This window comes from Novosphingobium sp. FG90, from assembly GCF_057808725.1.
The window spans coordinates 44,142-65,327 of the sequence record NZ_JBMDIO010000013.1 but is presented as its reverse complement, the minus strand read 5'-3'; the positions used below and the strand labels follow the sequence as shown (position 1 = coordinate 65,327).

Sequence of the window (21,186 nt, the reverse complement as noted above, 5' to 3'; positions counted from 1 at the left end):
CGCGACGATGGCCAGTTCCCCCCTCACCCCCCGTCTGCTCAAGGCCGGTCTCGTGCGTGTCGAGCCCCAGACCGGCGTGCTGATCGAGGTCGTGCCGCTGCAGTACAACCCCGACACCCTCTCCCGCACCCTGCAGCCGCGCGGGGCGACCGACAGCGCCCCGGCAGAGGAGGCGACCCGCCTAACCGGCCCGCCGACCGAGACGATCTCGCTGGAAGCCGAACTCGACGCCATCGATGCGCTGGAGAATGCCGAGCCGACCGACGATGCCGCCACGCTCGGCCTCTGGCCCCAGCTCGCGATCCTCGAACGGATGCTCTACCCCGGCCTTGCGGCGATGCGCGCGGCCCACGCACAGGCGGCGCGCGGTGCGATCGAGGTGCTGCCCGCGCCGGAGCCGCTGACCGTCTTCGTCTGGGGCCGCTCGCGGGTGATGCCGGTGCGCCTGACCGACATGAGCGTGACCGAGGAGGCCTTCGACACCGCGCTCAACCCGATCCGCGCGAAAGTGAAGCTGTCGCTACGGGTGCTCAATGCCAATGATCTGGGCTTCACCAGCTGGCCCGCATCGCTCTACCTCGCTTATCAGGGGCGCAAGGAGAGCCTTGCCGGACGCTTCGGCGGGCGGGCTCTGTCCGATCTTGGGCTGGAGGCGCTGCAATGAGCACGTCGCAGCTTCCCGTCCTGCCCGGCCTTACTCCCGGTGCCGAGCCCGCATTCGGCGCGACCAGCCGCTATCAGGGCCTGCCGCTCGCCACCGTCACGCTGCCAGACGGCAGTGACGCGGCCTACGTCACCCGGCGGCTGATCCCGCCGCCCGAGGCGTTCTCCCCCGCCGGGGTCGCCGAAATCGGAGTGAGCGACCGCGCCGACCTCGTCGCGGCGCGGGCCTACGGCCGGGCGGAACTGGACTGGCGCCTCGCCGACGCGGCCGGGCTGTCCGACATCGACGCGCTCGCCGCGACGCCCGGCTCGCGGGTCATGGTGCCCTTGCCCGGCCCCACGCATCAGGCGCAAGGCGATGCTTAGGGGCGCGCAGCTCTCGATCCGGACCGGGTTCATCACGCATGACCCGGTGCCGCCCGCGCTGATCGACGCGATCACCGAACTTCAGGTGACCCGCCAGTCCCCGCGCGGCGGTTTCCAGATGAAGCTGAACCTCGCCAAAGGCGGCGCGGTGGAGACCGAGATGCTGCCCGGCGGCATGTTCACGCCGGGCAAGCGGTTCATCTTCTCGCTCACCATCGACGGCCTGCGCACGGTGCTGCTCGACGGTTTCGTGGCCCGCTACGACGTCGCGCAGTCGAACGAGAGCGGCAAGGCCACCCTCAGCGTCACCGGCGGCGACGTGACGCAACTGATGGACCAATACGACGTCACCGGCCTGCCGATGCCGGGCATGCCGCCGATGGGCCAGGTCGCTTTCATCCTGGCCCGGTGGACGCCGCTGGGGGTGATCGCCGCGATCCTTCCTCCGCCGAGCTGGACGATCCCCAATCCGGTAAACGGCTGGCACGTCCAGCAAGGCACCGACTACGGCCACGTCAACCGTCTCGCCCGCGATTGCGGCTACGTCTTCATGGTCGAGCCGACCGAGGAGGAAGGCGTGACGACCGCCTACTGGGGGCCGGACCTCGGCGGCCTGACGCCGGGCGGCAACTTCAACAGCCAGGGCTTCTCGATGCAGCCCGCGCTGACGGTGAACATGGATCAGGCATCCAACGTGCAGTCGCTGAATTTCACCTTCGACGGTACCCAGAAGCTGCTGCCCTACCTGCTCAGCCAGGAAGTGCGCGGCACCGGCCTCACCATCCCGATCCCCATTCCCGGAGAGGTCCTGAGCCCGCCGATGGGGCCGGGCTGGATACCTTATGCCCGCTTCTCCAAGCTCGCCGACCTCGGCCGCAATTCGGACCGGGAGACGCAGGCACGGCTCGACGTCCCCGAACTGGTCATGCGCGGGCTGGGAGAAGCCGCGCAGGCCAGCCGCGTGGTCGGTGCCTCGGGCACGCTCGACGTCGCGCGCTACGGCCGGGTGCTGGTGCCCGGGCGGCTGGTGCCGGTGCGCGGGGCCGGGCCGCATCACGACGGCGTCTACCTCGTCAAGTCGGTGACGACCTCGATCAAGCGCGGGGAACTCCGCCAGAACTTCCAGCTGACGCGCAATGCGCACGGCTCATGGACACAGGAGGTGGCCGCATGACCGAGACCCGCCGCTATTACGGAAAGTACCGGGGCACGGTGATCAACAACATCGACCCGATGCAGACCGGCCGCCTGATGGTGCAGGTCCCCGACGGTCCCGGCCTCGCCCCCTCGACATGGGCAGAGCCGTGCTTTCCCGCCACCGGCAAGCAGATGGGCATGCACTGGCTGCCGCAGATCGGCGCGGGCGTGTGGGTGGAGTTCGAACAGGGCAACCTGAATTACCCGATCTGGACCGGGTGCTACTACCACAGCACCAGCGAAGTCCCGCCGCTGGCGATGGCGGGCACGCCCGGCCTGTCGAACTTCGTGATCCAGACCGCCGGGCAGAACACGCTGATGATCAGCGACACCCCTGGGCCGACCGGAGGCTTCCTGCTCAAGACCATGACCGGCGCGATGATCGCGATCAACGACGTCGGCATCACCATCACCAACGGCAAGGGCGCGACGATCATGCTCACGGGACCGACCGTGACCGTGAACCAGGGCGCGCTGGTGGTGACCTGATGCCCGGCCCGGTCCTCCACGTCGGCGCGCTCGGCATGTGCCCCCACTCCGGGCAGATGAGCATCGCCCCCGGGTCACCGCGCGTCATGCTGGGCGGGATGCCCGCCGCGACCACGGCCGACATGGCGACGATCGCGGCCTGCCCGTTCCAGGTCCCGGTAGGCGCGGGCACCAAGCCCCAGCCCTGCGTCACCGTGCAGTGGCTGGTGCCCGCCACCCGCGTCACCGCCGGAGGGCAGCCGCTGATCCTCTCCACCTCGCCGGGCCTGTGCAAGAGCGCCGAGCAGATCCCGCAAGGCCCGCCCACCGTCACCACCGTGCAGACGAGAGTGATCGCGCAATGACCCAGCCAGCCACCTCGCAGGCGCCGCACATCGCCTTCCCCCTCGCCTTCGATTCCGGTGGTCGCACCGCCGCCATGGACGCCGAGGGCTATGTGCGGATGCTGATCGGCCAGCTCCTGCTGACCTCTCCCGGAGAGCGGGTGATGCGGCCCGACTTCGGCAGCGGGCTGAGGCAGATCCTGTTCGGCGGCAACGATCCCTCGATCGCCGTGGCCGTCGAACTCGGCCTGCAGGGCGCGCTCGGCCAGTGGCTCGGCGATCTGATCGAGGTCGGGCAGGTGGAAGTGACCATCGAGGAGGCCACCTTGCGCATCCGCGTCGCCTACGTCCTGCGCGCCAGCGGCGAACCGAAGCTGGCCACGATCGAAAGGCCGCTGCCATGACAGTCCGCTACCTCTGCCGCGAGGCGCGCCGCGTGGCGGCGGTGCGCGATACCCTGGGCGACCCGCAGCCCGACGCCATCAACGGCTTCGACTATCTGGAGATCGCCTCGCCGGATCAGACCCTGATCGACGTGTTCTTCGTCCATCCGCTGCCCGGCGAGACCGCTGGCGTTCCCGCTTCGCCGCCGCTGGTCGCGGCCAACTTCAGCGTGACCGGCGGCGACCGCGTGACCGGGATCGGCGTGGAGGAACTGATCGAAACCGACGGTAACCGGATACGCCTGCGCGTCAATGCCGCCGGAGATTTCTCCACTTACGTCCTGCACCTCGTCAGCGCGAGCGGAGAGGAGGAACCACCGCAGCGTTTCGACCCGCGCCTTGCCGCCATCGACTTCCTGTTCAAGGCCGGTTGCCCCAGCGACTTCGACTGCGCCCCCGTGCACCGCTGCCCCCCGGTCGTGGCCGAGGAACCGCGCATCGACTATCTCGCGAAGGACTACGCCAGCTTCCGCCGCGTCATGCTCGACAGGCTGGCGGTGCTGATGCCCGGCTGGCGCGACCGGGGTGCGGCCGATCCCTACCTCGCACTGGTGGAGACGCTGGCTTACCACGCAGACCGGCTCAGCTACGCGCAGGACGCGGCGGGCACCGAAGCCTACCTCGGCACCGCGCGCAGCCGCATATCGCTGCGCCGCCACGCGCGGCTGGTCGACTACCGCGTGGACGAAGGCGCCAATGCCCGCACGCTCGTCCACTTCGGCGTCGCGGCGGGATCGGCGATGGACGGCCGGGTGCTGCCCGCCGGTCAGCTCGTCGCCGGGATGCAGCCCGGGCGCGAGGCGGTGCTGAAGACCGCCGCGCAGCGCGACGCGGCGCTACGCTCGGGCGCGGCGATCTTCGAGACGATGGCCGACGTGACCTTGTGGTCCGCCCACGACGCGATCCCCATCCACACCTGGTCCGATGCGGCCTGCTGCCTGCCGCCCGGCGCGCTCGGCGTCACTCTGGTGGACGAGCCCCGGCTGAACCTTGCCCCCGGCGACCTGTTGATGCTGCTCCAGAGCGCCGATCCCGATACCGGCGCGGCCACTGACGCCGACCCGCGCCTGCGCCATGCGGTGCGGCTGACCGCCGTGCGCCACGCCGTCGATCCGGTGGACGGCACCCCGGTCTGCGACGTCGCGTGGGACGAGGAGGACGCCCTGCCCTTCGCGCTGCCTCTCGACAGCCTGAGCCTTGCCGGTGAAGTGCGTCCCTGCGCCCTCGCCATGGCGAACCTCGCCCCTGCCGATGCCGGGCATTGGGAGCCGCAGGCCACGCTCCTGCCCGACACCGCCCGGGACACGGACCGGCCCTATCGTCCGCAACTGGCGCATGCCGGCGTCGTCTTCGCAGCGGACTTCGCCGCATCGGGGCCGGTCTCCGGCTTCCTTGCCCCGCCCGCCCAAGCGCCCACCCATGCCGCGATCCGGCTGAACGACGGAGCGCAGGCGTGGGACATCCTGCCCGACCTGCTCGGCGCCGACCGCTTCGCCCGCGCCGCCGTCACCGAAGTCGAGCACGGCGGCACCGTGAGCTTGCGCTTCGGCGACGACCGGCTGGGCGTGCGGCCTGCCTTGGGCACACGCTTCTCCGTCGCCTACCGTCTGGGCGGCGGCGCGGCCGGAAACGTCGGGCGCGACGTGCTGCGCCACGTCGCCCTGCCGCCGCACGAAGGTATCGTCGCCGTCACCAACCCGCTCCCGGCGCAGGGCGGCCGCGACCGGGAGGATGCCGCGCACATCCGCCGCTTCGCCCCCGCCCGCGTCGCCAGGCAGGACCGCGCGGTGACCGAGGCCGACTATGCAGCCGCACTGGAGGAACTGCCCGGCGTCCAGCGCGCACAGGCGCGCATTCGCTGGACGGGAAGCTGGTACACCGTGTTCCTCATCGTCGACCGCATCGGCGGCTTGTCCGCGACGAACGACCCGGACTTCGCTGCAGACCTCTTCGCCCATCTGGAAGCGAAGCGCATGGCCGGTTTCGACCTCGAAGTCGCCGACCCGGTCCACGTGCCGCTCGACATCGTGATGCACGTCTGCGTCGATCCCGGCGCGATCCTCGCCGATGTGCGGCAGCGGCTGGAGCGCACTTTCAGCGCGGCCACCGCGCCGGACGGGGCGCCGGGGTTCTTCCATCCCGACCGCCGCAGCTTCGGCGACCCGGTGCACGCCAGCGCGATCCTCGCCGCTGCCGTAGGCGTGGAAGGCGTGCGATCGGCGATGCTGACGCGCTTCGGCCGCGCCGGGGCGCCGCCGATAGACCCGGTCGCCGACGGCGTGATCGCACCGACCGGCCCGGAACTGCTGCGGCTCGACAATGACCCCGACCATCCCGACCGGGGCCGCATCCGCTTCGACATGGAGGGCGGACGATGACCACTGACCCCGAATGCGCCTGCTTCGGTGGCGCAGACACGCCGCCGGACACGCCCGCTCCGAACCTCGCCATGATCCCGTGGCGACTGGCCACGCACGCAGGCTTCAACGGCGCGATGCTGGACCGGCTGCACAAGGCCCCGGCGCTCGCCCGGCTGACCACTCGCGACCCCGCCGACCCCGCCATCGCCCTGCTCGACGGCTGGGCCACCGCGCTCGACATCCTCGCCTTCTACAACGAGCGCATCGGCAACGAAGGTTTCCTGCGCCCCGCCACCGAGCGGCGCTCGGTGCTCGAACTGGCGCGGCTGATCGGCTATGCACCCGCACCCGGCGTCTCCGCCTCGGCCTGGCTGGCGGTGACCTGCGACACCATTCCCGGCTCACCTGAGGTCGTCTCGCTCCCCGCCGGGTCCGGGATCATGAGCATCCCCGGCCCCGACGAGAAGCCCCAGATCTTCGATACCGACGCCGCCATGGACGCGCGCCCGAACTGGCAGGACCTGCGCGCCGAGAGCGTCCGCTACGTGGCCCCGAAGGCGGGCGACGACAGGCTCATGCTGCAGCCGCCCACGCAGCTGCGCACCGGCGACATGGTGCTGATCGTCGGCTCCGAGCGGGACACCGCGACCACCAGCCCCCGCTGGCAGGCCCGCCGTGTCGCGGGCGTGACCGACGTACCCACCGACACCGCCGACCAGATCCCCGCCCGCAGCGAAGTCGTTCTCGAAGCCCCGCTCGGCGTCGCCGCTGCCATCCCGCAACTGGCGCCCCGCGTCTTCGCTCTGCGCCAGCGCGCCAGCCTGTTCGGGCACAATGCCCCCGCCTGGGAGTCTTTGCCCCTCGCCCTGCGCGTCGGCGAGTTCCTGCCGATCGCCGCGGCCGCTGTGGAGGCCAAGGCGATCAAGCGGGCCATCGTGGGCGGCATCGGCGACACCGCTGTAAGCGCGATCGGCTACGACGGTATCCTGGACGACATCAGCGAGATCATCGAGTTCGACACCACCCGCAAACTCGCGCCCGGGCTCTACGCCCGCAGGCGTTCCAGCTGGGTCGATGCACCGTTTCCCGCCACCCGCGACTATGTCGATCTCGACCAGGTCTACGAACGCTTCGTGGCGGGAAGCTGGGTCGTGCTGCGCGCCGGGACGACTATGGAGACCTACAAGGTCACCGAAGCCAGCGAGATCAGCGTCAGCGATTTCGGCATGTCCGGCAAGGTCACCCGCCTGAAGCTGAGCGGCCCTGCGATGACGGCCTTCTCGCCGCGCTCGACCACCGTGCACGGCGTCAGCGAATTGCTCGGCTGGGCGATGACGCCGGTAACCGAAACCGTCAGCGGCAAGAGCGTGACGCTAAGCCGCCACGTTACCGGGCTTTCGGTCGGCCAGCGCGTCGCCCTGACCGGCTCCGAGGCTGCGAGCGGCGCGGCGGCCGCGCGCATCCTCACCATCGCCCAGATCGGCACGGTCGCGGCGGGTGGCGACGCGCCGCAACTCGCTCCCCCGGCACGGGACGCCACCCGCCTGACCTTCACCGCCGAGATCGACCCGCCGCTCACCCCGCGCAGCCTGCGGATCAATGCCAACGTCGTCGCCGCCAGCCACGGCGAAACGCGCGAGGACGCCATCGGCAACGGCGATGCGACGCTCGCCTTCCAGGCCGTGGCGCTGCCCGGCAAGCCGCTGACCTGGGTATCGGCCCCCACGCCGCTCGGCCGCGCGAGCACGCTGGAACTGCGCATCGGACCCGCCCGCTGGCGCGAAGTCGCGGATTTCGTCGGTGCAGGCCCGCGCGACCGGGTGTTCACCACCCGCACCGCCGACGACGGCACCGTCACCATCCAGTTCGGCGACGGCGTGACCGGCGCGCGCCCGCCGAGCGGCAAGGGCAACCTGATCGCCCGCTACCGCATCGGCACCGGCCTTGTCGGGATGCTCAGGGCCGGGCAGCTGAGCCAGCCGCTGCAGCGGCCCGCCGGACTCTCGGGCGTGATCAACCCGCTCCCTGCATCGGGCGCCGAAGACCCCGAGACCCTCGCCACCGCACGCGCCAATGCGCCGAGCACCGTGCGCACGATGGCCCGCATAGTCAGCCTCGCCGACGCGGCGGACTATGCGCGCACGTTCGCCGGGATCGGCAAGGCGGACGCCGCGCTGGTACGCGACCGGACGCTGCGCGCCGTCGTCCTGACAATCGCCGACACGCGCGGTGGCGCCCCCCTGCCCGGCGACGCGCTGTTCGACAATCTGGAGCAGTCGATCGCCGCCGTGCGCAGCGGCGGGGACTATGCCGGGCAACGCCACGGCCTGCCGATCGCGCTCGCCCCCTATCGATCGCGCCGATTTGCCCTGCACGCCGGGCTGGTACTTGCCGCCGACGCGGTCGCCGCCGTGGTCATGGCCGCCGCGCGCGAGGCGCTGCTGGCCGCCTTCGGGTTTGCGGCGCGCGCCTTCGCCCATCCCGCCAGCCTCGCCGAAGTCTCCGCCGTGCTGCACGCGGTCGACGGCGTGACCGCCGCGCGGTTCACCAGCTTCCACCGGCAGGACCAGTCCGCCTCGGTTGCCCCCGTCCTTCCCGCTGCCATCGCCGCGCGCCTCGGCAACGGGTGGCAGGGCGCGGAGCTGCTGACGATCGATCCCGCCGCCCTCCAGCTGACGCAGGTGCAATGATGCGCATGGATGCAGATCGCCTATACACCGCCTTGCCCGCCTATCTGCGCGAGGCCGACCTCGATGCCGGGGGAGCCGTCGCCGCGCTGTTCGACATCATGGGCGGGGAGGCCGACCGCGTCGCCCGCGCCATCGAGGAACTGAGCGAGAGCTGGTTCATCGAGACCTGCCCGGAATGGGCGGTGCCCTACATCGCCGACCTCCTCGCCGTGCGGGCGCTGACCCCGACCGAGAACTTCTCCGAGCGTGCATGGGTGGCGCAGACCGTCGGCCTGCGGCGGCGCAAGGGCACGCTTGGGATCATCGGCACCCTGACCCGCGCGACGACGGGCTGGCCCGCCGTGCCGGCCGAGATGTTCCGCCGCCTCGCCACCACGCAGGCGCTGCGCCACTTGCGCCTCGACGCGCCCGCTACCGCCACGGTGCGCGAACCGGAGCGGATGCGGCGCCACGACACCGCCTTCGACGCGCTGCCGCACACGCTCGACATTCGCCCCATCGCGCGCGGCCGGGGCCGCTACAACGTGCCGAACATCGGCATCTTCGCGTGGCGCCAGCAGGTCTATCCGCTCGCCGCCGTGGAAGCCGCACCCGCCGGACCGGGGCGCTTCCTTTGCGATCCTGCGGGGCGAGAACTGCCCTTGTGGAACCCGCCAAGCCCACTTGCTGCCGACGTTCCGGCGGGCGAGGCCGACCTGCCCACTCTACTCGACCGGCGCAGGCTGTATCTCGAACTGGAAGCCATGCGCGCCGACATGGCGGCGGGACGCACGCCCACGCCGCTGTGGTTCGACGATCGCCCGCCGGTCCAACTCTGGGTGCAAGCCAGCACGGGCGATGCCTTCGTCGCGGTTCCCTCCGCCGAACTGGCCAGCGCGGACCTGCATGACGTGGCCGACGCGCGCGGATGGCGACGGCCTCCTGCGACGCTCGACTACCTTGATGCCACGGGAAGCACCGTGACCCGGCCGATCACCGCCGCCTTCGACCCGGTGCGCGGCCGCATCGCCTTTCCCGATGGCGTGGAGCCTGCGGGCGTACACGTCAGCCACGCCCTCGCCGCGCCGGGCGACCTCGGCGGCGGCCCCTACGATCGCAGCGCCGCAATCGCCACGCTGCTGGGCGGGCGCGAGATCACCTGGCAGGTCGGCGTCAGCCGCCGCCGCACGCCGGTTCCGGGCGTCATGCTCGGCACCGTGGCCGAGGCCGTCGCCTTGTGGAACGCGCAGCCTGCCGGGACCGTGGGCGCCATCGTCCTGCTCGACAACGACCGCTTCGACGAGGACCTGACCGGCCCCCGCACGATCGCCCTGCCGCGCGGCAGCCTGCTCCTCCTCGCCAGCGCCGACTGGCCGGAAACCCCGCGCGAGGGCGGCGGCAGCGACCTTCGCCCCGGCTCCCTCACCGCCCGCGACCGGCGCGCCTGCGTGACCGGCGACATCGCCGTCACCGGGATCGCTCCGGCCGATGCGCTCGATCCCGGCGCGCTGGTGATCGAGGGGCTGCTGGTCGGCGGCGCGCTCAGGGTGGCGGCAGACGGGTCCGCGAACCTCGGCGAACTGGTCGTATCCAACAGCACCGTGCTCGGCGCGGACGGCCTCACCATCGCCGGGGACCACGACCGGCTGAACGTGACCCTGCGCCGCAGCGTCCTGCCCGCTCTTTCCGCGCCCGCGACGGTGCCGGGGCTGGACGTGACGGAAAGCGTGGTGCTCGGCGCCCTGACGATGCCCGGCGCGCGCGCGGCACTCGCAGGAGCGACCGTTCTCGGCCAGACACAGGTGCGTTCGATCACCGCCAGCGACTGCATCTTCGCCCGCACGCTCGCGGCGACGCGGCGGCAGGTGGGATGCCTGCGCTACTCGCTGGTCCCGCCCGGCTCCACCGGCCCGCGCCAGTTCCGCTGCCAGCCCGACCTCGCCATCCGCGAAGCAGGTGCAGCCGCCGATCCTGCCGCCATCGCGGCGCGTCTGGGCCTCGCCTTCGAGACGCTGGAGCCGGGCGCTGCAGGTTTCGCGCGCCTCTCGTGGGGCTGCGATCCCGCGCTGACGCAAGGCGCGGCGAACGGCGGTCCGATGGGGGTCTGGCGCTCCCTCGAGGAGCCGCAGCGCCGCGCCAACCTTGCCATCGCACTCGACGAATACCTGGGCCTCGGCCTCGAAGCCGGACTGCTGCCGGCAAGCTGATCATGCAGGAGAAGGACCAATGAAAGGCGATTTTTCCCGGCTGCGGTTCGATCCCGCCCGCCAGTACGAGGCCGTCCTGCTGCAACAGGGCCGCGTCGCGCTCGACGCCGACAGTAACGAGGCCAGCGCGATCCAGCTCCACCGCGACAGGCGCACCGCCGCAGACCTGATCGGCCCATCCGGCGCGCCGCAGGGCGATGCCGGGTTTGCGATTACCGTCGAGGCGGCAGGCAAGCTGGGGGTCGGCGCGGGCACGCTCTACGTCGATGGCGTGCGCTGCGTGAACCTCGGCAAGTTCCTTCACGACGCGCAGCCCTTCCTGCCTGCAGGAGCGCCGGTCTTCGTCGCGGCGGACGGCAGCCGCTCGGCCAGCCCGGCGGACGGGCGCTACATCGCCTTCGTCGACGTCTGGCACCGCCACGTCACCGCGATCGAGGACGATGAACTCGTCGAGGAAGCGCTGGGCGTGGATACCACGACGCGGCTGCAGGTGGTCGAGCAGGTCGGTTTCCTTCGGGCGGGCGATGCGGGCGACGGCGCGGTGACCTGCGACGCGGCGGTGCCGGGGTGGACCTCCTTCATCCAGCGCCCGAACGGCACGATGGCCGCGCGCGGCAAGCCCGCCGACACCGAGGCCAACCCTTGCGCTTTTCCCGAGACCGCAGGCTATCAGCGGCTCGAAAACCACCTCTACCGCGTCGAGATCCACAAGCCGGGTACGGCAGGCGGAGGGGCGACCTTCAAGTGGTCGCGCGACAATGCCGCCTTCGCCACGCGCTGGCTGGAAAGCAACGGCGACACCCTGACCCTCGCCGAGACCGGCCGCGACGCGGTAAACGGCCTGAGCCCCGGCCAGTGGATCGAGCTGACCGACGACGACGCCGAACTTGCCGGCCGCCCCGGAACGCTGGTGCGCATCGTCAGCCTGACGGGCAACCGCGTCCGGCTCGACGCGCCGACTGCCGACGGGCCGATCGCGATCAGTTCCTTCGGTCGCAATCCCAAGGTCCGCGCGTGGGATTCGCCCGGTGCCGTTGCCATCACCGTGCCCGGCACCAACGACGGTTTCCTGCCGCTGGAAAGCGGGCTGGAGGTCGCCTTCCTCGCCGGGGGCGCCTATCGCTCGGGCGACTGGTGGGTGATCCCTGCCCGCAGCGGCAGCGGGATTGACTGGCCCGAGAGCGGCGGTGCCCCCGCACAGCAGTCACCGCAAGGCATCGAACATGCCTATGCCCGCCTCGCCGTGCTCGACTGCACCGGCGGGACATGGACTTTCGTGGGCGACTGCCGCCCTCTGTTCCCGCCGCTCACCCGGATGCGCCAGTTGGCGCTACTCGGCGGAGACGGGCAGGAGGCAATGCCCGATCCGACCCAACCGACGCGCCTGTGTCCCCTCGCCGACCTGCTGCGCGTCGGCGTGTTTCGCGGGACCACGCCGGTCCAGAATGCTCGTGTGCGCTTCACCGTCCTGTCGGGCAGCGGGAGGCTCAACGTCATTCCGCCCGCGAGCGGCTTCTCCAGCGTCATCGCCCTCACCGACGACAAGGGCGAGGCGACCGTCGCCTGGGCACTCGACGCCGCCACGGCGACCCAGCAGGTCCGCGCCGAACTCATCGATTCCACCGATGCGCGGGTGGGCCTTGCCGTGACTTTCGGGGCCAGCCTCTCCACCGCCGCGCGCGTGTCCTACGACCCGGCGGCGACGCCCAGCCTCGCCGGGATCGTCACCGTGCAGCGCGCGATCGAGGAACTGGCCAACCGCGTCGGCGGCGGCTGCGTGGAAGTCACGCTCTCGCCCGGCACCGACTGGGTGAAGACCCTCAGCGAACTGCCCAAGGGCGAGGACGTGACGATCTGCTTCCGGCAGGGCCGGTTCGAGACGAAGGAACCGGCGGTCCTGACCGGCCTCGGCCACGTCGTCATCCACGGCGGCGGCGCGGCCAGCCAGGTGCTCTGCAGCGAGGGGGAGAGCGCGCTGGAATTCATCGACTGCGCCAGCCTCTCGATGCGCGAGCTGACCATCGCCGCGACCGCCGACCTCCTCGACCACAAGCCCCGCCGCCGGGGCGCGATCACCGCGATCGGGGTCGATACCGTGACGCTGGAGGACCTGGCCGTCACGTGCGGCACCGCGCGCGGAAACGAGCGGACATGCGTGACCGTGTCCGGCACGCAGCGCGACGGCAAGCCCGTTCCGGTCAGCTTCGTGCGGATCGTCGATTGCGCCTTCACCTGCGGCTTCGGGCAGGACGGCGTGCTGGTCACCGACGCCATCGACTCCGTTGTCGAGGGAAACCGCCTGCGCGTCTCTCCCTTGCCAGAGCGGTTCACGCTGGAGGAACTCGCCGCCGATCCGCGTCGGCACGGGATGCTGGCAAGGCACCTTGCCCGCGACTTCGCCCCGGCCGAAACGCGCACGCCGGCGCCGGGCAATGCGGTCCTCGTCGGACCATACGCGGTGAGCATGGCCTCGATGGTCGAGGCGCCCGAATGGCGCAAGCTGGTCGCCGCCGAGCCTCCCGCCGCCGCCGACACCGCCAGCACCGACGCGGTGCAGGCCTATATCCGCCGCCTGACCGACAAGGCGCTGGCGGACACTTCCGCCACGTCCGCCTTCCGCGCGCCTGCCGACCGGGTGCGCAAGGTCATGGGGCGACAGACCGGCATCCAGCTATCGCCCGAACTGCTCGGCGACCTCATCCGCGGCGGCGAGATGACCGTGGCCGAGGCACCGAAACCCGCTGCCACGGACGGCAAGGGCCTGATCACCATTCCCGCCGGGCAATGGCGCGTCGCCTTCGAATCCGAGATCGACCAGGAAACCTGGATCCGCATCGCCCGCGAATTCGCGCAGGAGATCACCGCGGAAACCGAGGAGCGCACCTGGGACGCTATCGCCGACCTGACCCGCCGCTTCGTCACCGATCCCGACCTGCGCGCCAAGTTCCCCGCCGTCGCGGCGTGGTTCGAGCGGCTGCGCAAAGGTCTAGGCGTGGTCGGCGGACAGGCGATCGTTGTCGCCGGTGGTCAAGGCCGGACAACCCGCATCGCCCGCAACGACATCGCCGCCTTCCTCGAAGGCGTCCATGTCGCGCTGGCCCGCGAGGGCGACGGCCCCGGGGACCACCGGGACTTCGCCGGCGTCGCCGTCATCGCCAACCGCATGGCGCTGCGCCTGCCGGTCGAGTACTTGTGGGGCGGTCACGGCATCTACGTGGGCAATGCCGCGCAGGTGCGGGTGAACGAGAACGAACTGGACTTCGCCCCCGGCAACGACCGCCGCTTCCACGAGGGCATCCGTATCTGGGGCTGGCTCGGGCGGTTCCTGCACGCCAATGCCAACGCCATCACGCTGGCCCGCATCGGCATCCGCGTGGTCTCCGAAGGCAAGCCGCAGGACGAGACGGTGCAATGGCTCGCGGCGGACAACCTTGCCGTGGGGGCGGGGGTCTGTGTCGAGGCGCCGGGCTGGATGCGGTTGCGGGATAATGTGCCGTGATGATCGTCGTCCCGGATTTGCTCCGGGACGACGAGTGCGCCTTACTTCACCGTGGCGATCGCCTCGATCTCGATCAGGAACTCGGGCATCGCCAGCGCAGAGACGCCGACCACGGTGTTCGAGGCGGGCACCACATCGCCGTAGAACGCGCCCAGTTCCGGCCCGATCGCGCCGAGCATCGAGACGTCGTAGTTCACGATGAAGGTACGCAGGCGCAGCACCGCTTCAGGGCCGACGCCCTGCGAAGCCAGCACGTCCTTGATGTTCGCCAGTGCCTGACGCGCCTGCAGGCCGATGTCCGAACCTCCGACGACGTTGTAGTCCTTGTCCCAGGCCACCTGGCCCGAGAGGTGCAGGGTGCCGGTCGCCTCGTCGAGCGTGGCGTGCGAGAAACCGTACTGGACGCTGGGATAGAGCGTCTCGGGATTGATGCGGGTGCTGGTCATGGCAGGCTCCTGTCAGGAAAGGTCAGTCGACGATCTCGAGCTGGTGACCCCAGGGGTCGAGGATATAGAGGTTCTTCTTGCCCGCCAGCGGCCCCTCGGTGATGTCGATGGTCTCCATCGGCGTGCAGCCGTGAGCGGCGAGATAACGCTTGGCCTTTTCCACATCGTCCACCTTGATGCCGAGGTGGTGGCCGCCCGCATCGCAGTTGCGCGGCAGGGTCGCGGAGCGATCGGCGGGCTTGTCGTACTGGACGAGCTGGAAGTTGAGGTTCGCCGTCAGCTTGAGCATGATCAGCGTGAGGCAGGCGCCCGGCACGTTGACGTGGCTTTCCATCCAGTCGCGGCCGTCCTCGCCCACCGGGATCTGCGCGGCGTCCAGCGGCCCCATGCGGAACAGTTCGGTGGCGCCGAAGACATCCTTGTACCACTGCGCGACGGTGTCGGCATCGGCCACGGTCCAGGATACGTGGTCGGCCTCGATGAAGATGGGGCGGTCGGACGCGGCGTCGGTCATGGGAATCTCCGGCTGGGAAGCGATCAGCCTACGCTGCACGAGTGTTCCGGCAATGGCGTGGACTGAGCGAAGATGTTGCGATGGACGCAACGTAAAGGCCCGCCGCCTCCCCATCCCCCCCGCTCAGCCTGAGCTTGTCGAAGGCCCCGAGACGAGGCGCCACGCCGCAGGGGCCTTCGACAAGCTCAGGCTGAGCGGAATTGGAGGTTATTCCATCGTTTCCAGCAAGTCCGCCACCGACACCGCCCGCAACGGGAAGCGCGGGCGGAAGCCGGCCACCTCGGCTTCCGCGCAGCCCCGCGCCGAGGCGATGCGGCGCACCAGCGCATGTTCGCAGGTCCGGCCCTGACACAGTCCCATGCCCGCCCGGCAGCGCAGCTTGATCGCGCTCGCCCCGAACGAAGGGCCGACCGCAAGAGCATCGGCAATCGCGCGATCGACGGTCCCGGCGGAAATGTCCTCGCACCGGCAGAGCAGGGTTTCCGGCTCGGGCTGCGGCAGCCATGGGCGGGGATCGGCGACACCGCGCAGGAGATCGATGAAGCCCTGCATCGCCTGCCGTTCGGCCCGAGGCTTCCGCATGACCGCAGCCGCTTCACCGGCCGACAGAGCGCCCGCGTCTTGCGCGATGGCCAGCCCCGCCAGCGCACCCTCGGCCATCGCGGCATCGCTGCCCGCGACGCCGGTGGTCTCCCCCGCGACGTAGAGGCCAGGCACGGTAGAGCGCATGGATGCGTCGTAGATCGCCTCCCAGCCTCCGGCGGGGTCGGACCAGCGCACTGCGGCGCCAATCTGGCGGATCAAGTCGGCTTGCGGCAGGAAGCCGTAGCACATCGCGGCGACGTCGCAGGCGATGCTTTCGCCGTTGCTGAAGACGATGCGCTCCACCGCGTCGGTGCCTTCGCAGCGCAACGCCTGCGCGCCGTAGCGAACAGGAACCCCGGCCCGGCGCAGCGCCATGATCCCGGCTGCAGCGGCAAGCAGCGGCCCCGGCGTCGCCATGGCGCGCGGGAGATGCGCCATCGCCGTGCGCGCCAGCGCCGCGAAGGGCTGCGCGAAGCAGACGGCCGCGACTTCACCGCCCGCTTCGACGATCTGCTGCGCTAGGACGATCATCAGCGGATGGGTGCCGAACAGGACGATCCGCTGGCCGGGCAGCACCTGCTGCGCCTTGATCAGCGTCTGCACCGCGCCCGCGCTCATGACGCCGGGCAGCGTCCAGCCCGGCAGCGCCACCGGCATGTCGTAGCAGCCACCCGCCACCAGCACGCGCCGCGCCTGCACCTGCTCGATGCCGCCTGTGGTGCCCGAGAGCGTCAGCGCGAAGTCCTCGCCATCGGGCATGACGCCCAGCACCGAGCGGCCGCCGAGCCACTGCAACCGCGCGTCGCCGCTAACCCGGTCCAGCAGCGCGCGGCCCTTGCGATAAGGCGCGCTGCTGAGCCAGCCTGGGACCGAGAACGTCGCGGGAGGCTGGCGCAGGATCTGGCCACCTGGGCGCTGCTGCTCGTCGATCACGCATGTCGAGAGGCCCGCCGCCAGCGTCCGCTCCGCTGCGGCGAGGCCCGCCGGACCACCGCCGACGATGACGACGTCGTAAGTGCTCATGCTTCCGGCCTTTCGGTGCGGATGCGCAGGCCCGCCTCTACGGGCACGAGGCAAGCGCGCAGGCGGCGCCATGGCGCGTCCCCGTGGGCGATCCAGACGGTGCATTCGCTGCACGTGCCCATGTTGCAGAACATGCCCCGCGCGCGTCCCGAACGGTCGTCGCGAAAGCGCGGCGCGGCCGAAAGCACGGCGACGGCCACCGTCTCGCCGGGATGCGCCATGACTGGCGCACCGTCGAGGTCCACCGCGACCGGCGCGGGCCGGGTGACGCCTTGTTCGACGCGCTTCACGGCAACACCGCAAAGGCATCGAGGTGCGCGAAGCGGCGCGGCGTGAACATCGTCAGTTCCTCAGGCGTGGCCCCTTCCGCGATCGTGCGCGCGAGCAGCCGCGCCAGTACCGGACCAAGCGTGAACAGCGATCCCCCCGCCGCCACGAACAGCCCCGGCGCGGCGGCAACTTCACCGACGATCGGAAGCTGGTCAGCGGAAATGCAGGTGGTGCCGGTCCATGTCCGCAGCAAGGAGCGCTCGGCCAGCCCCGGCATGACCCGCGTGGCGACTTCCAGATTGGCGCGCAGGTTAGCGGGCTCGACGATCGCGGGACGGTCGAGATCGGGGGTGCCGTCGGGACGCTTCGCAAGGCGCGAGGGCCAGCCGCCGCCGATCAGCAGGTTGCCGTCCTCGGTCTGCTTCATCGACAGCCGCCGCCCGACGTGCTGGATGAGGTAAGGCAGCACCGGCTCGGTCCGATCGGTCACGCTCATCATCAGCGGCGCAGGGTAAAGCGGCACGTTGAGGCCCAGCAGCCCGGCAAGGCGCGGCACCCAATGCCCCGCTGCCAGCAGCACGCGCGGCGTGTTCACGATGACCTCGCCGTCAGGTCCGTACAGCGTGGCGCGGTAGGTCCGATCGCGCTGCATCGAGAGTCCGGCGAGCGCGGTGCCCGTCCGCACCACAGCGCCCTGCCCGCGCGCGCCGTCGGCGAAGGCATCGACAAGGATGCGCGGGTTGGCATGGCCTTCGTCCTCCAGCCAGGCCGCTCCGGCAAGGTTGGGGGACAGCGATGGCGCCTTGTGGTGCAGTTGAGTGCCGCTCAGTACCCGTGTGGGCAAGCCAAGTTCGTTCTCGCGGGCCACCTTGAATGCTAGGAGGTCCATCTCCGCCTCGGTCTCGGCCACCATCAGCCCGCCGTGCATGGCGACGTCGAGGGGGCGGCCGAGCATGTCCTCGATACCCTTCCACTCCTCGATCGCGAGGCGGTTGAGCGAGACGATGCGCGCGCCGTCGGCGGCCGCCTTCTCCCCCTGTTCGAGGAAGCGGCGCTCGATCTGGAAGTGCAGCGAGCCCGCGTTCTGCCCGGAGGCACCCGCGTTGAGGTGCCCCCGCTCGGCCAGCAACACCTTGAATCCCAAGCGAGAAAGGTGCCAGGCCGTAGCGCAGCCGACGAGTCCGCCGCCGACGATCAGGATATCGCAGTGGGTCGTCGTCGGCATGCTCATGGTCAGAGCATATCGAGCTTTCGCAGCGTCTCGGCAATGCTTTCGCGGTCCTTGCCGGTGACGTCGATCAGCGGCTTGCGCACCGGACCGCCGGGCAGGCCCATCGCATCGAGCGCGGCCTTGAGGATCGCGGGGCCGGAACCGAAGCGGCCGACGAGGTCCGGCGTATACCATTCCTCCATCAGCACCCGGTCCTTGCGCCCGCATTCGCGCGCGCCCTCGATGTCGCCGGCCCAGAGCTTGTCGTAGAAGCCGGTCTGGTTGCGGCCGAGCACGCCGCCCGCGCCCATCGTGCCGTCGCCGCCGTGGACGCGCAGCATCGTCAGGCCCAGTTCGTCCATCGGATAGCCGAACACGCGGACCTGCTCGCCCAGCGCGAAGACGGTCTCGGCGAAGTGCGTGAAGCGCGGGGTGGACTGCTTGATGGCGACGATCGCATCGATGTCGGCAAGGCGGCGCAGCGTCTCCAGCGGCATGTCGATGCCGGTGCCCGGGGGCCAGTTGTAGACGCAGATCGGCAGGTCGATGGCGGCGCCGACTTCCTCGTAGAACGCCACGATCTCGTTGGGCAGCGGGCGCACGTAAGGCGGCGGGGTGATGAGCACGCCCTCGAAACCGGCCTCGGCGGCGGCCTGCGCATAAGCGATCGTCTCGCGCGCGGTGAAGCTGGAGCAGCCCGCGATAAGCGGCACCTTCTTCGCCATCTGGGCACCCGCCAGTTCGAACAGGCGCTTGCGCTCGTCGGGGCGCATGCTGGTCCATTCGCCGGTGGTGCCCGCCAGCACGAGGCCGTGCATGCCCTGATCGACGAGCCATTCCAGCAGCAAGCCGAGGCCCTTTTCGTCGAGGGTGTCCTCGTCGATGAAGGGGGTCGTGATCGCGGGGATATAGCCCTGCCAGTTCACCCGTGACCGCTTGCTGACCGTCATTGCTTCGTCCTTGTTCCTGACCTGCGGAAATTCCTGCTGCAGCGGCGCGATCTTTGTCCCGCTCTCTGCCGTAGGACGATCGATGCCAGCGGGGTTGTTTTCCAACAATGGCGCGCATCGGGCGAAAACGTTGCGCTGGCCGCAACGCCGGACATGGCCCGGACACGAAGACGCCGCGCCCGGTCGAAACCGGACGCGGCGTCGTCTTGCGCCTCAGTGACGTCAGGCGGGTTGCGCTACGAGCACCTTGCGCGGGCTTGCCAGAGAAAGGCCCACGGTGACCGCGGCATTGGCGATCAGCGCGACGAGGCCGATCTCCCAGTGCCGGAACCACCCGGCGGCAAGGCTCGACAGCGCGGGCACCCAGAGCACCGCATAACCCGTCAGCAATCCGCACAGCACGGCGGCGGCGCTCGTGCGGCGCAGCAGGAAGGCGCAGTAGACGCCCGGCGCCAGCATACCGATCGCTGCATAGGCGGACAGCCCGATCTCGACCAGCGAGCCGCTCGCACCCAAAGTCAGGTAAAGCGCGATCGCGGCGAACACCACCATCGCGAGGCGCGAGACGAGCAGTTCGGTGCGGTCGTCTATGGTCGGAACCAGCGGGCGCACGATGTTGCGGCCGAAGATCGACCCGCAGGTCAGCAGCAGCACCGAGCCGGGCACGAGCGCCAGCAGCGACGCCGTCCCCGCCAGCACGCCGAGCATCCACGCCGGATAGCGCTGCTCCACGAAGGCCAGCAACAGCGCGTTAGGGTCGCCGCCGGGCGCCTTGGTCCCGGCCAGCAACGCCGCGAACCCGAGCAGGATGATGAAGAAATACGAGAGCGAGTAGATCGGCTGGAACACCGCGTTGCGTCGGATCGTCGTGCCGCTGTCCGCCGAGTAGCACAACTGGAACATGTGCGGGAAGATGTACGTCCCCAGCGCAACGTTGATCGCCGAGGTCACCAGCCAGGTCACGTCGAGGCCGAGTTCGGGCTTGAGGCCGGGGAAGCTGGTGGCCTGCGGGAAACGCTCGCCGACGGTGCGAAAGACGTCGAGCACCGAAGCCTCGCCCACCACGCTCGCGACGGTCCAGGCCAGCACGATCACCACGATCAGCATCAACACGTCCTTCACGCCCGCGGCGAAGGCGGCGGAACGCAGGCCCGCGAGGAACACGAAGAGCAGCATCAGCACGACCGAGAAGCCCGCCGCCGCGCCCTGGCTCACCCACGGCCCTGCGGCAAGGCGCACCACCAGCGTCAGCGCGGTGACCTGGATCTGCACGTAGACCACCAGCGCGATCAGCCCTGCTGCCGCCACGCAGACGCCCAGCCAGCGCGCCTGATAACGGTGCGCGAAGAAGTCCGCCTGCGTGACGAGACCATGGCGCCGCCCATAGGCATGGATCATCGGCGTCAGCCAGTACCCCAGCGCCGCCGACAGCGAGACCGAGCAGAACGCCAGATAGGCCGGCGCGCCGTAAGCCCAGGCAAAGCCCGAAATGCCGAGTACGGCGAAAGTCGTGTAGATCTCGCCGGCATTGAGGAACCAGAACACCAGCGTGCCCAGCTTGCGGCCACCGAGCGCCCATTCCTCCATGGTCTGCGCGCGCTTCTGCTTGCGGCGACCGTAGAGCATGGATCCGGCGACAGTGCCGCACACGATCAGCAGGATGAGCGAGAGGATCATGCTCCGCCCTCCTTATTGCGCGGATCGAGCATGAAGCGCAGGCCCAGAACAACGGTGGCGAAGAGGATGCCCGCCATCTGCCAGACCATCCCGAACGGCAGGCCCAGCGGTGCCCACTCGACGCCGTTGGCCCACGGTGCGAAGCCCAGTTGCCACACGAACGGCAGCAACAGCAGCAGGTCGGCGCGCGACAGGCCGGTATCATGGGAAGTGTCGTCAGGTTCGGTCATGCGTGGCTCTTCGACTTTGAAGATGAGAGCGTGAACGGGCAGTGCGTTGCGTTCAATGACTAAAT

At 70.3% G+C, this 21,186-nt stretch carries 18 protein-coding genes; 10 read left to right on the top strand and 8 right to left on the bottom strand.

What is annotated here, in order from left to right:
• Positions 1–7: 7 nt before the first annotated feature.
• Genes ACODRZ_RS13500 through ACODRZ_RS13455 form a run of 10 tightly spaced genes read left to right on the top strand, consistent with a single transcriptional unit; the run spans position 8 to position 14,216 of the window.
• A complete protein-coding gene (locus ACODRZ_RS13500) occupies positions 8–664 on the top strand; it encodes a hypothetical protein (protein WP_488971339.1) in 657 nt (218 codons plus the stop codon).
• A complete protein-coding gene (locus ACODRZ_RS13495) occupies positions 661–1,029 on the top strand; it encodes a hypothetical protein (protein ID WP_211150823.1) in 369 nt (122 codons plus the stop codon). Before ACODRZ_RS13500 ends, ACODRZ_RS13495 begins: the two co-directional genes overlap by 4 nt.
• Positions 1,022–2,203 carry a hypothetical protein gene (locus ACODRZ_RS13490; RefSeq protein ID WP_036529072.1) on the top strand — a complete coding sequence of 394 codons (1,182 nt, stop codon included), beginning with the start codon at positions 1,022–1,024 and terminating at the stop codon, positions 2,201–2,203. Before ACODRZ_RS13495 ends, ACODRZ_RS13490 begins: the two co-directional genes overlap by 8 nt.
• A complete protein-coding gene (locus ACODRZ_RS13485; RefSeq protein ID WP_008831698.1) occupies positions 2,200–2,715 on the top strand; it encodes a phage baseplate assembly protein V in 516 nt (171 codons plus the stop codon). The genes ACODRZ_RS13490 and ACODRZ_RS13485 overlap by 4 nt, the downstream gene beginning before the upstream one ends.
• Positions 2,715–3,059 (top strand): PAAR domain-containing protein, encoded by a 345-nt coding sequence (locus ACODRZ_RS13480; protein ID WP_488971338.1) that lies wholly within the window; start codon positions 2,715–2,717, stop codon positions 3,057–3,059. The genes ACODRZ_RS13485 and ACODRZ_RS13480 overlap by 1 nt, the downstream gene beginning before the upstream one ends.
• Positions 3,056–3,442 (top strand): GPW/gp25 family protein, encoded by a 387-nt coding sequence (locus ACODRZ_RS13475; RefSeq protein ID WP_488971337.1) that lies wholly within the window; start codon positions 3,056–3,058, stop codon positions 3,440–3,442. Before ACODRZ_RS13480 ends, ACODRZ_RS13475 begins: the two co-directional genes overlap by 4 nt.
• Positions 3,439–5,859: a baseplate J/gp47 family protein gene (locus tag ACODRZ_RS13470; RefSeq protein ID WP_488971336.1), complete on the top strand. Its 2,421-nt coding sequence runs from the start codon at positions 3,439–3,441 to the stop codon at positions 5,857–5,859. The genes ACODRZ_RS13475 and ACODRZ_RS13470 overlap by 4 nt, the downstream gene beginning before the upstream one ends.
• Entirely contained in the window at positions 5,856–8,531 is a 2,676-nt protein-coding gene (locus ACODRZ_RS13465) for a baseplate J/gp47 family protein (RefSeq protein WP_488971335.1), read from the top strand. Before ACODRZ_RS13470 ends, ACODRZ_RS13465 begins: the two co-directional genes overlap by 4 nt.
• Positions 8,532–8,536: 5 nt before the next feature.
• Positions 8,537–10,717 (top strand): hypothetical protein, encoded by a 2,181-nt coding sequence (locus ACODRZ_RS13460; RefSeq protein WP_488971334.1) that lies wholly within the window; start codon positions 8,537–8,539, stop codon positions 10,715–10,717.
• Positions 10,718–10,736: 19 nt separating this feature from the next.
• Positions 10,737–14,216, top strand: a complete 3,480-nt coding sequence (locus tag ACODRZ_RS13455) for a DUF6519 domain-containing protein (protein ID WP_488971333.1) — start codon at positions 10,737–10,739, stop codon at positions 14,214–14,216.
• 41 nt (positions 14,217–14,257) lie between these two features.
• On the opposite strand, the gene ACODRZ_RS13450 is transcribed toward ACODRZ_RS13455, so the two are convergent.
• The 8 genes from ACODRZ_RS13450 to ACODRZ_RS13415 form a co-directional block, all read right to left on the bottom strand.
• A complete protein-coding gene (locus ACODRZ_RS13450; RefSeq protein WP_488971332.1) occupies positions 14,258–14,662 on the bottom strand; it encodes a RidA family protein in 405 nt (134 codons plus the stop codon).
• A gap of 22 nt (positions 14,663–14,684) precedes the next feature.
• Entirely contained in the window at positions 14,685–15,176 is a 492-nt protein-coding gene (locus ACODRZ_RS13445) for a VOC family protein (protein ID WP_488971331.1), read from the bottom strand.
• A 207-nt stretch (positions 15,177–15,383) separates the two neighbouring features.
• The gene (locus ACODRZ_RS13440) at positions 15,384–16,784 is read right to left on the bottom strand and encodes an FAD/NAD(P)-dependent oxidoreductase (RefSeq protein WP_488971330.1); all 1,401 of its coding nucleotides are present in this window, start codon (positions 16,782–16,784) and stop codon (positions 15,384–15,386) included.
• Complete coding sequence (locus tag ACODRZ_RS13435; protein ID WP_488971329.1) at positions 16,781–17,074, bottom strand: (2Fe-2S)-binding protein; 294 nt, start codon at positions 17,072–17,074, stop codon at positions 16,781–16,783. The genes ACODRZ_RS13440 and ACODRZ_RS13435 overlap by 4 nt, the downstream gene beginning before the upstream one ends.
• Positions 17,071–18,285 (bottom strand): NAD(P)/FAD-dependent oxidoreductase, encoded by a 1,215-nt coding sequence (locus ACODRZ_RS13430; protein ID WP_488971328.1) that lies wholly within the window; start codon positions 18,283–18,285, stop codon positions 17,071–17,073. Before ACODRZ_RS13430 ends, ACODRZ_RS13435 begins: the two co-directional genes overlap by 4 nt.
• Before the next feature lie 2 nt (positions 18,286–18,287).
• Positions 18,288–19,214: a dihydrodipicolinate synthase family protein gene (locus tag ACODRZ_RS13425; RefSeq protein ID WP_488971327.1), complete on the bottom strand. Its 927-nt coding sequence runs from the start codon at positions 19,212–19,214 to the stop codon at positions 18,288–18,290.
• 222 nt (positions 19,215–19,436) lie between these two features.
• Entirely contained in the window at positions 19,437–20,891 is a 1,455-nt protein-coding gene (locus ACODRZ_RS13420; protein ID WP_488971326.1) for a sodium:solute symporter family protein, read from the bottom strand.
• A complete protein-coding gene (locus ACODRZ_RS13415; protein ID WP_488971325.1) occupies positions 20,888–21,121 on the bottom strand; it encodes a DUF3311 domain-containing protein in 234 nt (77 codons plus the stop codon). Before ACODRZ_RS13415 ends, ACODRZ_RS13420 begins: the two co-directional genes overlap by 4 nt.
• Positions 21,122–21,186 lie beyond the last annotated feature (65 nt).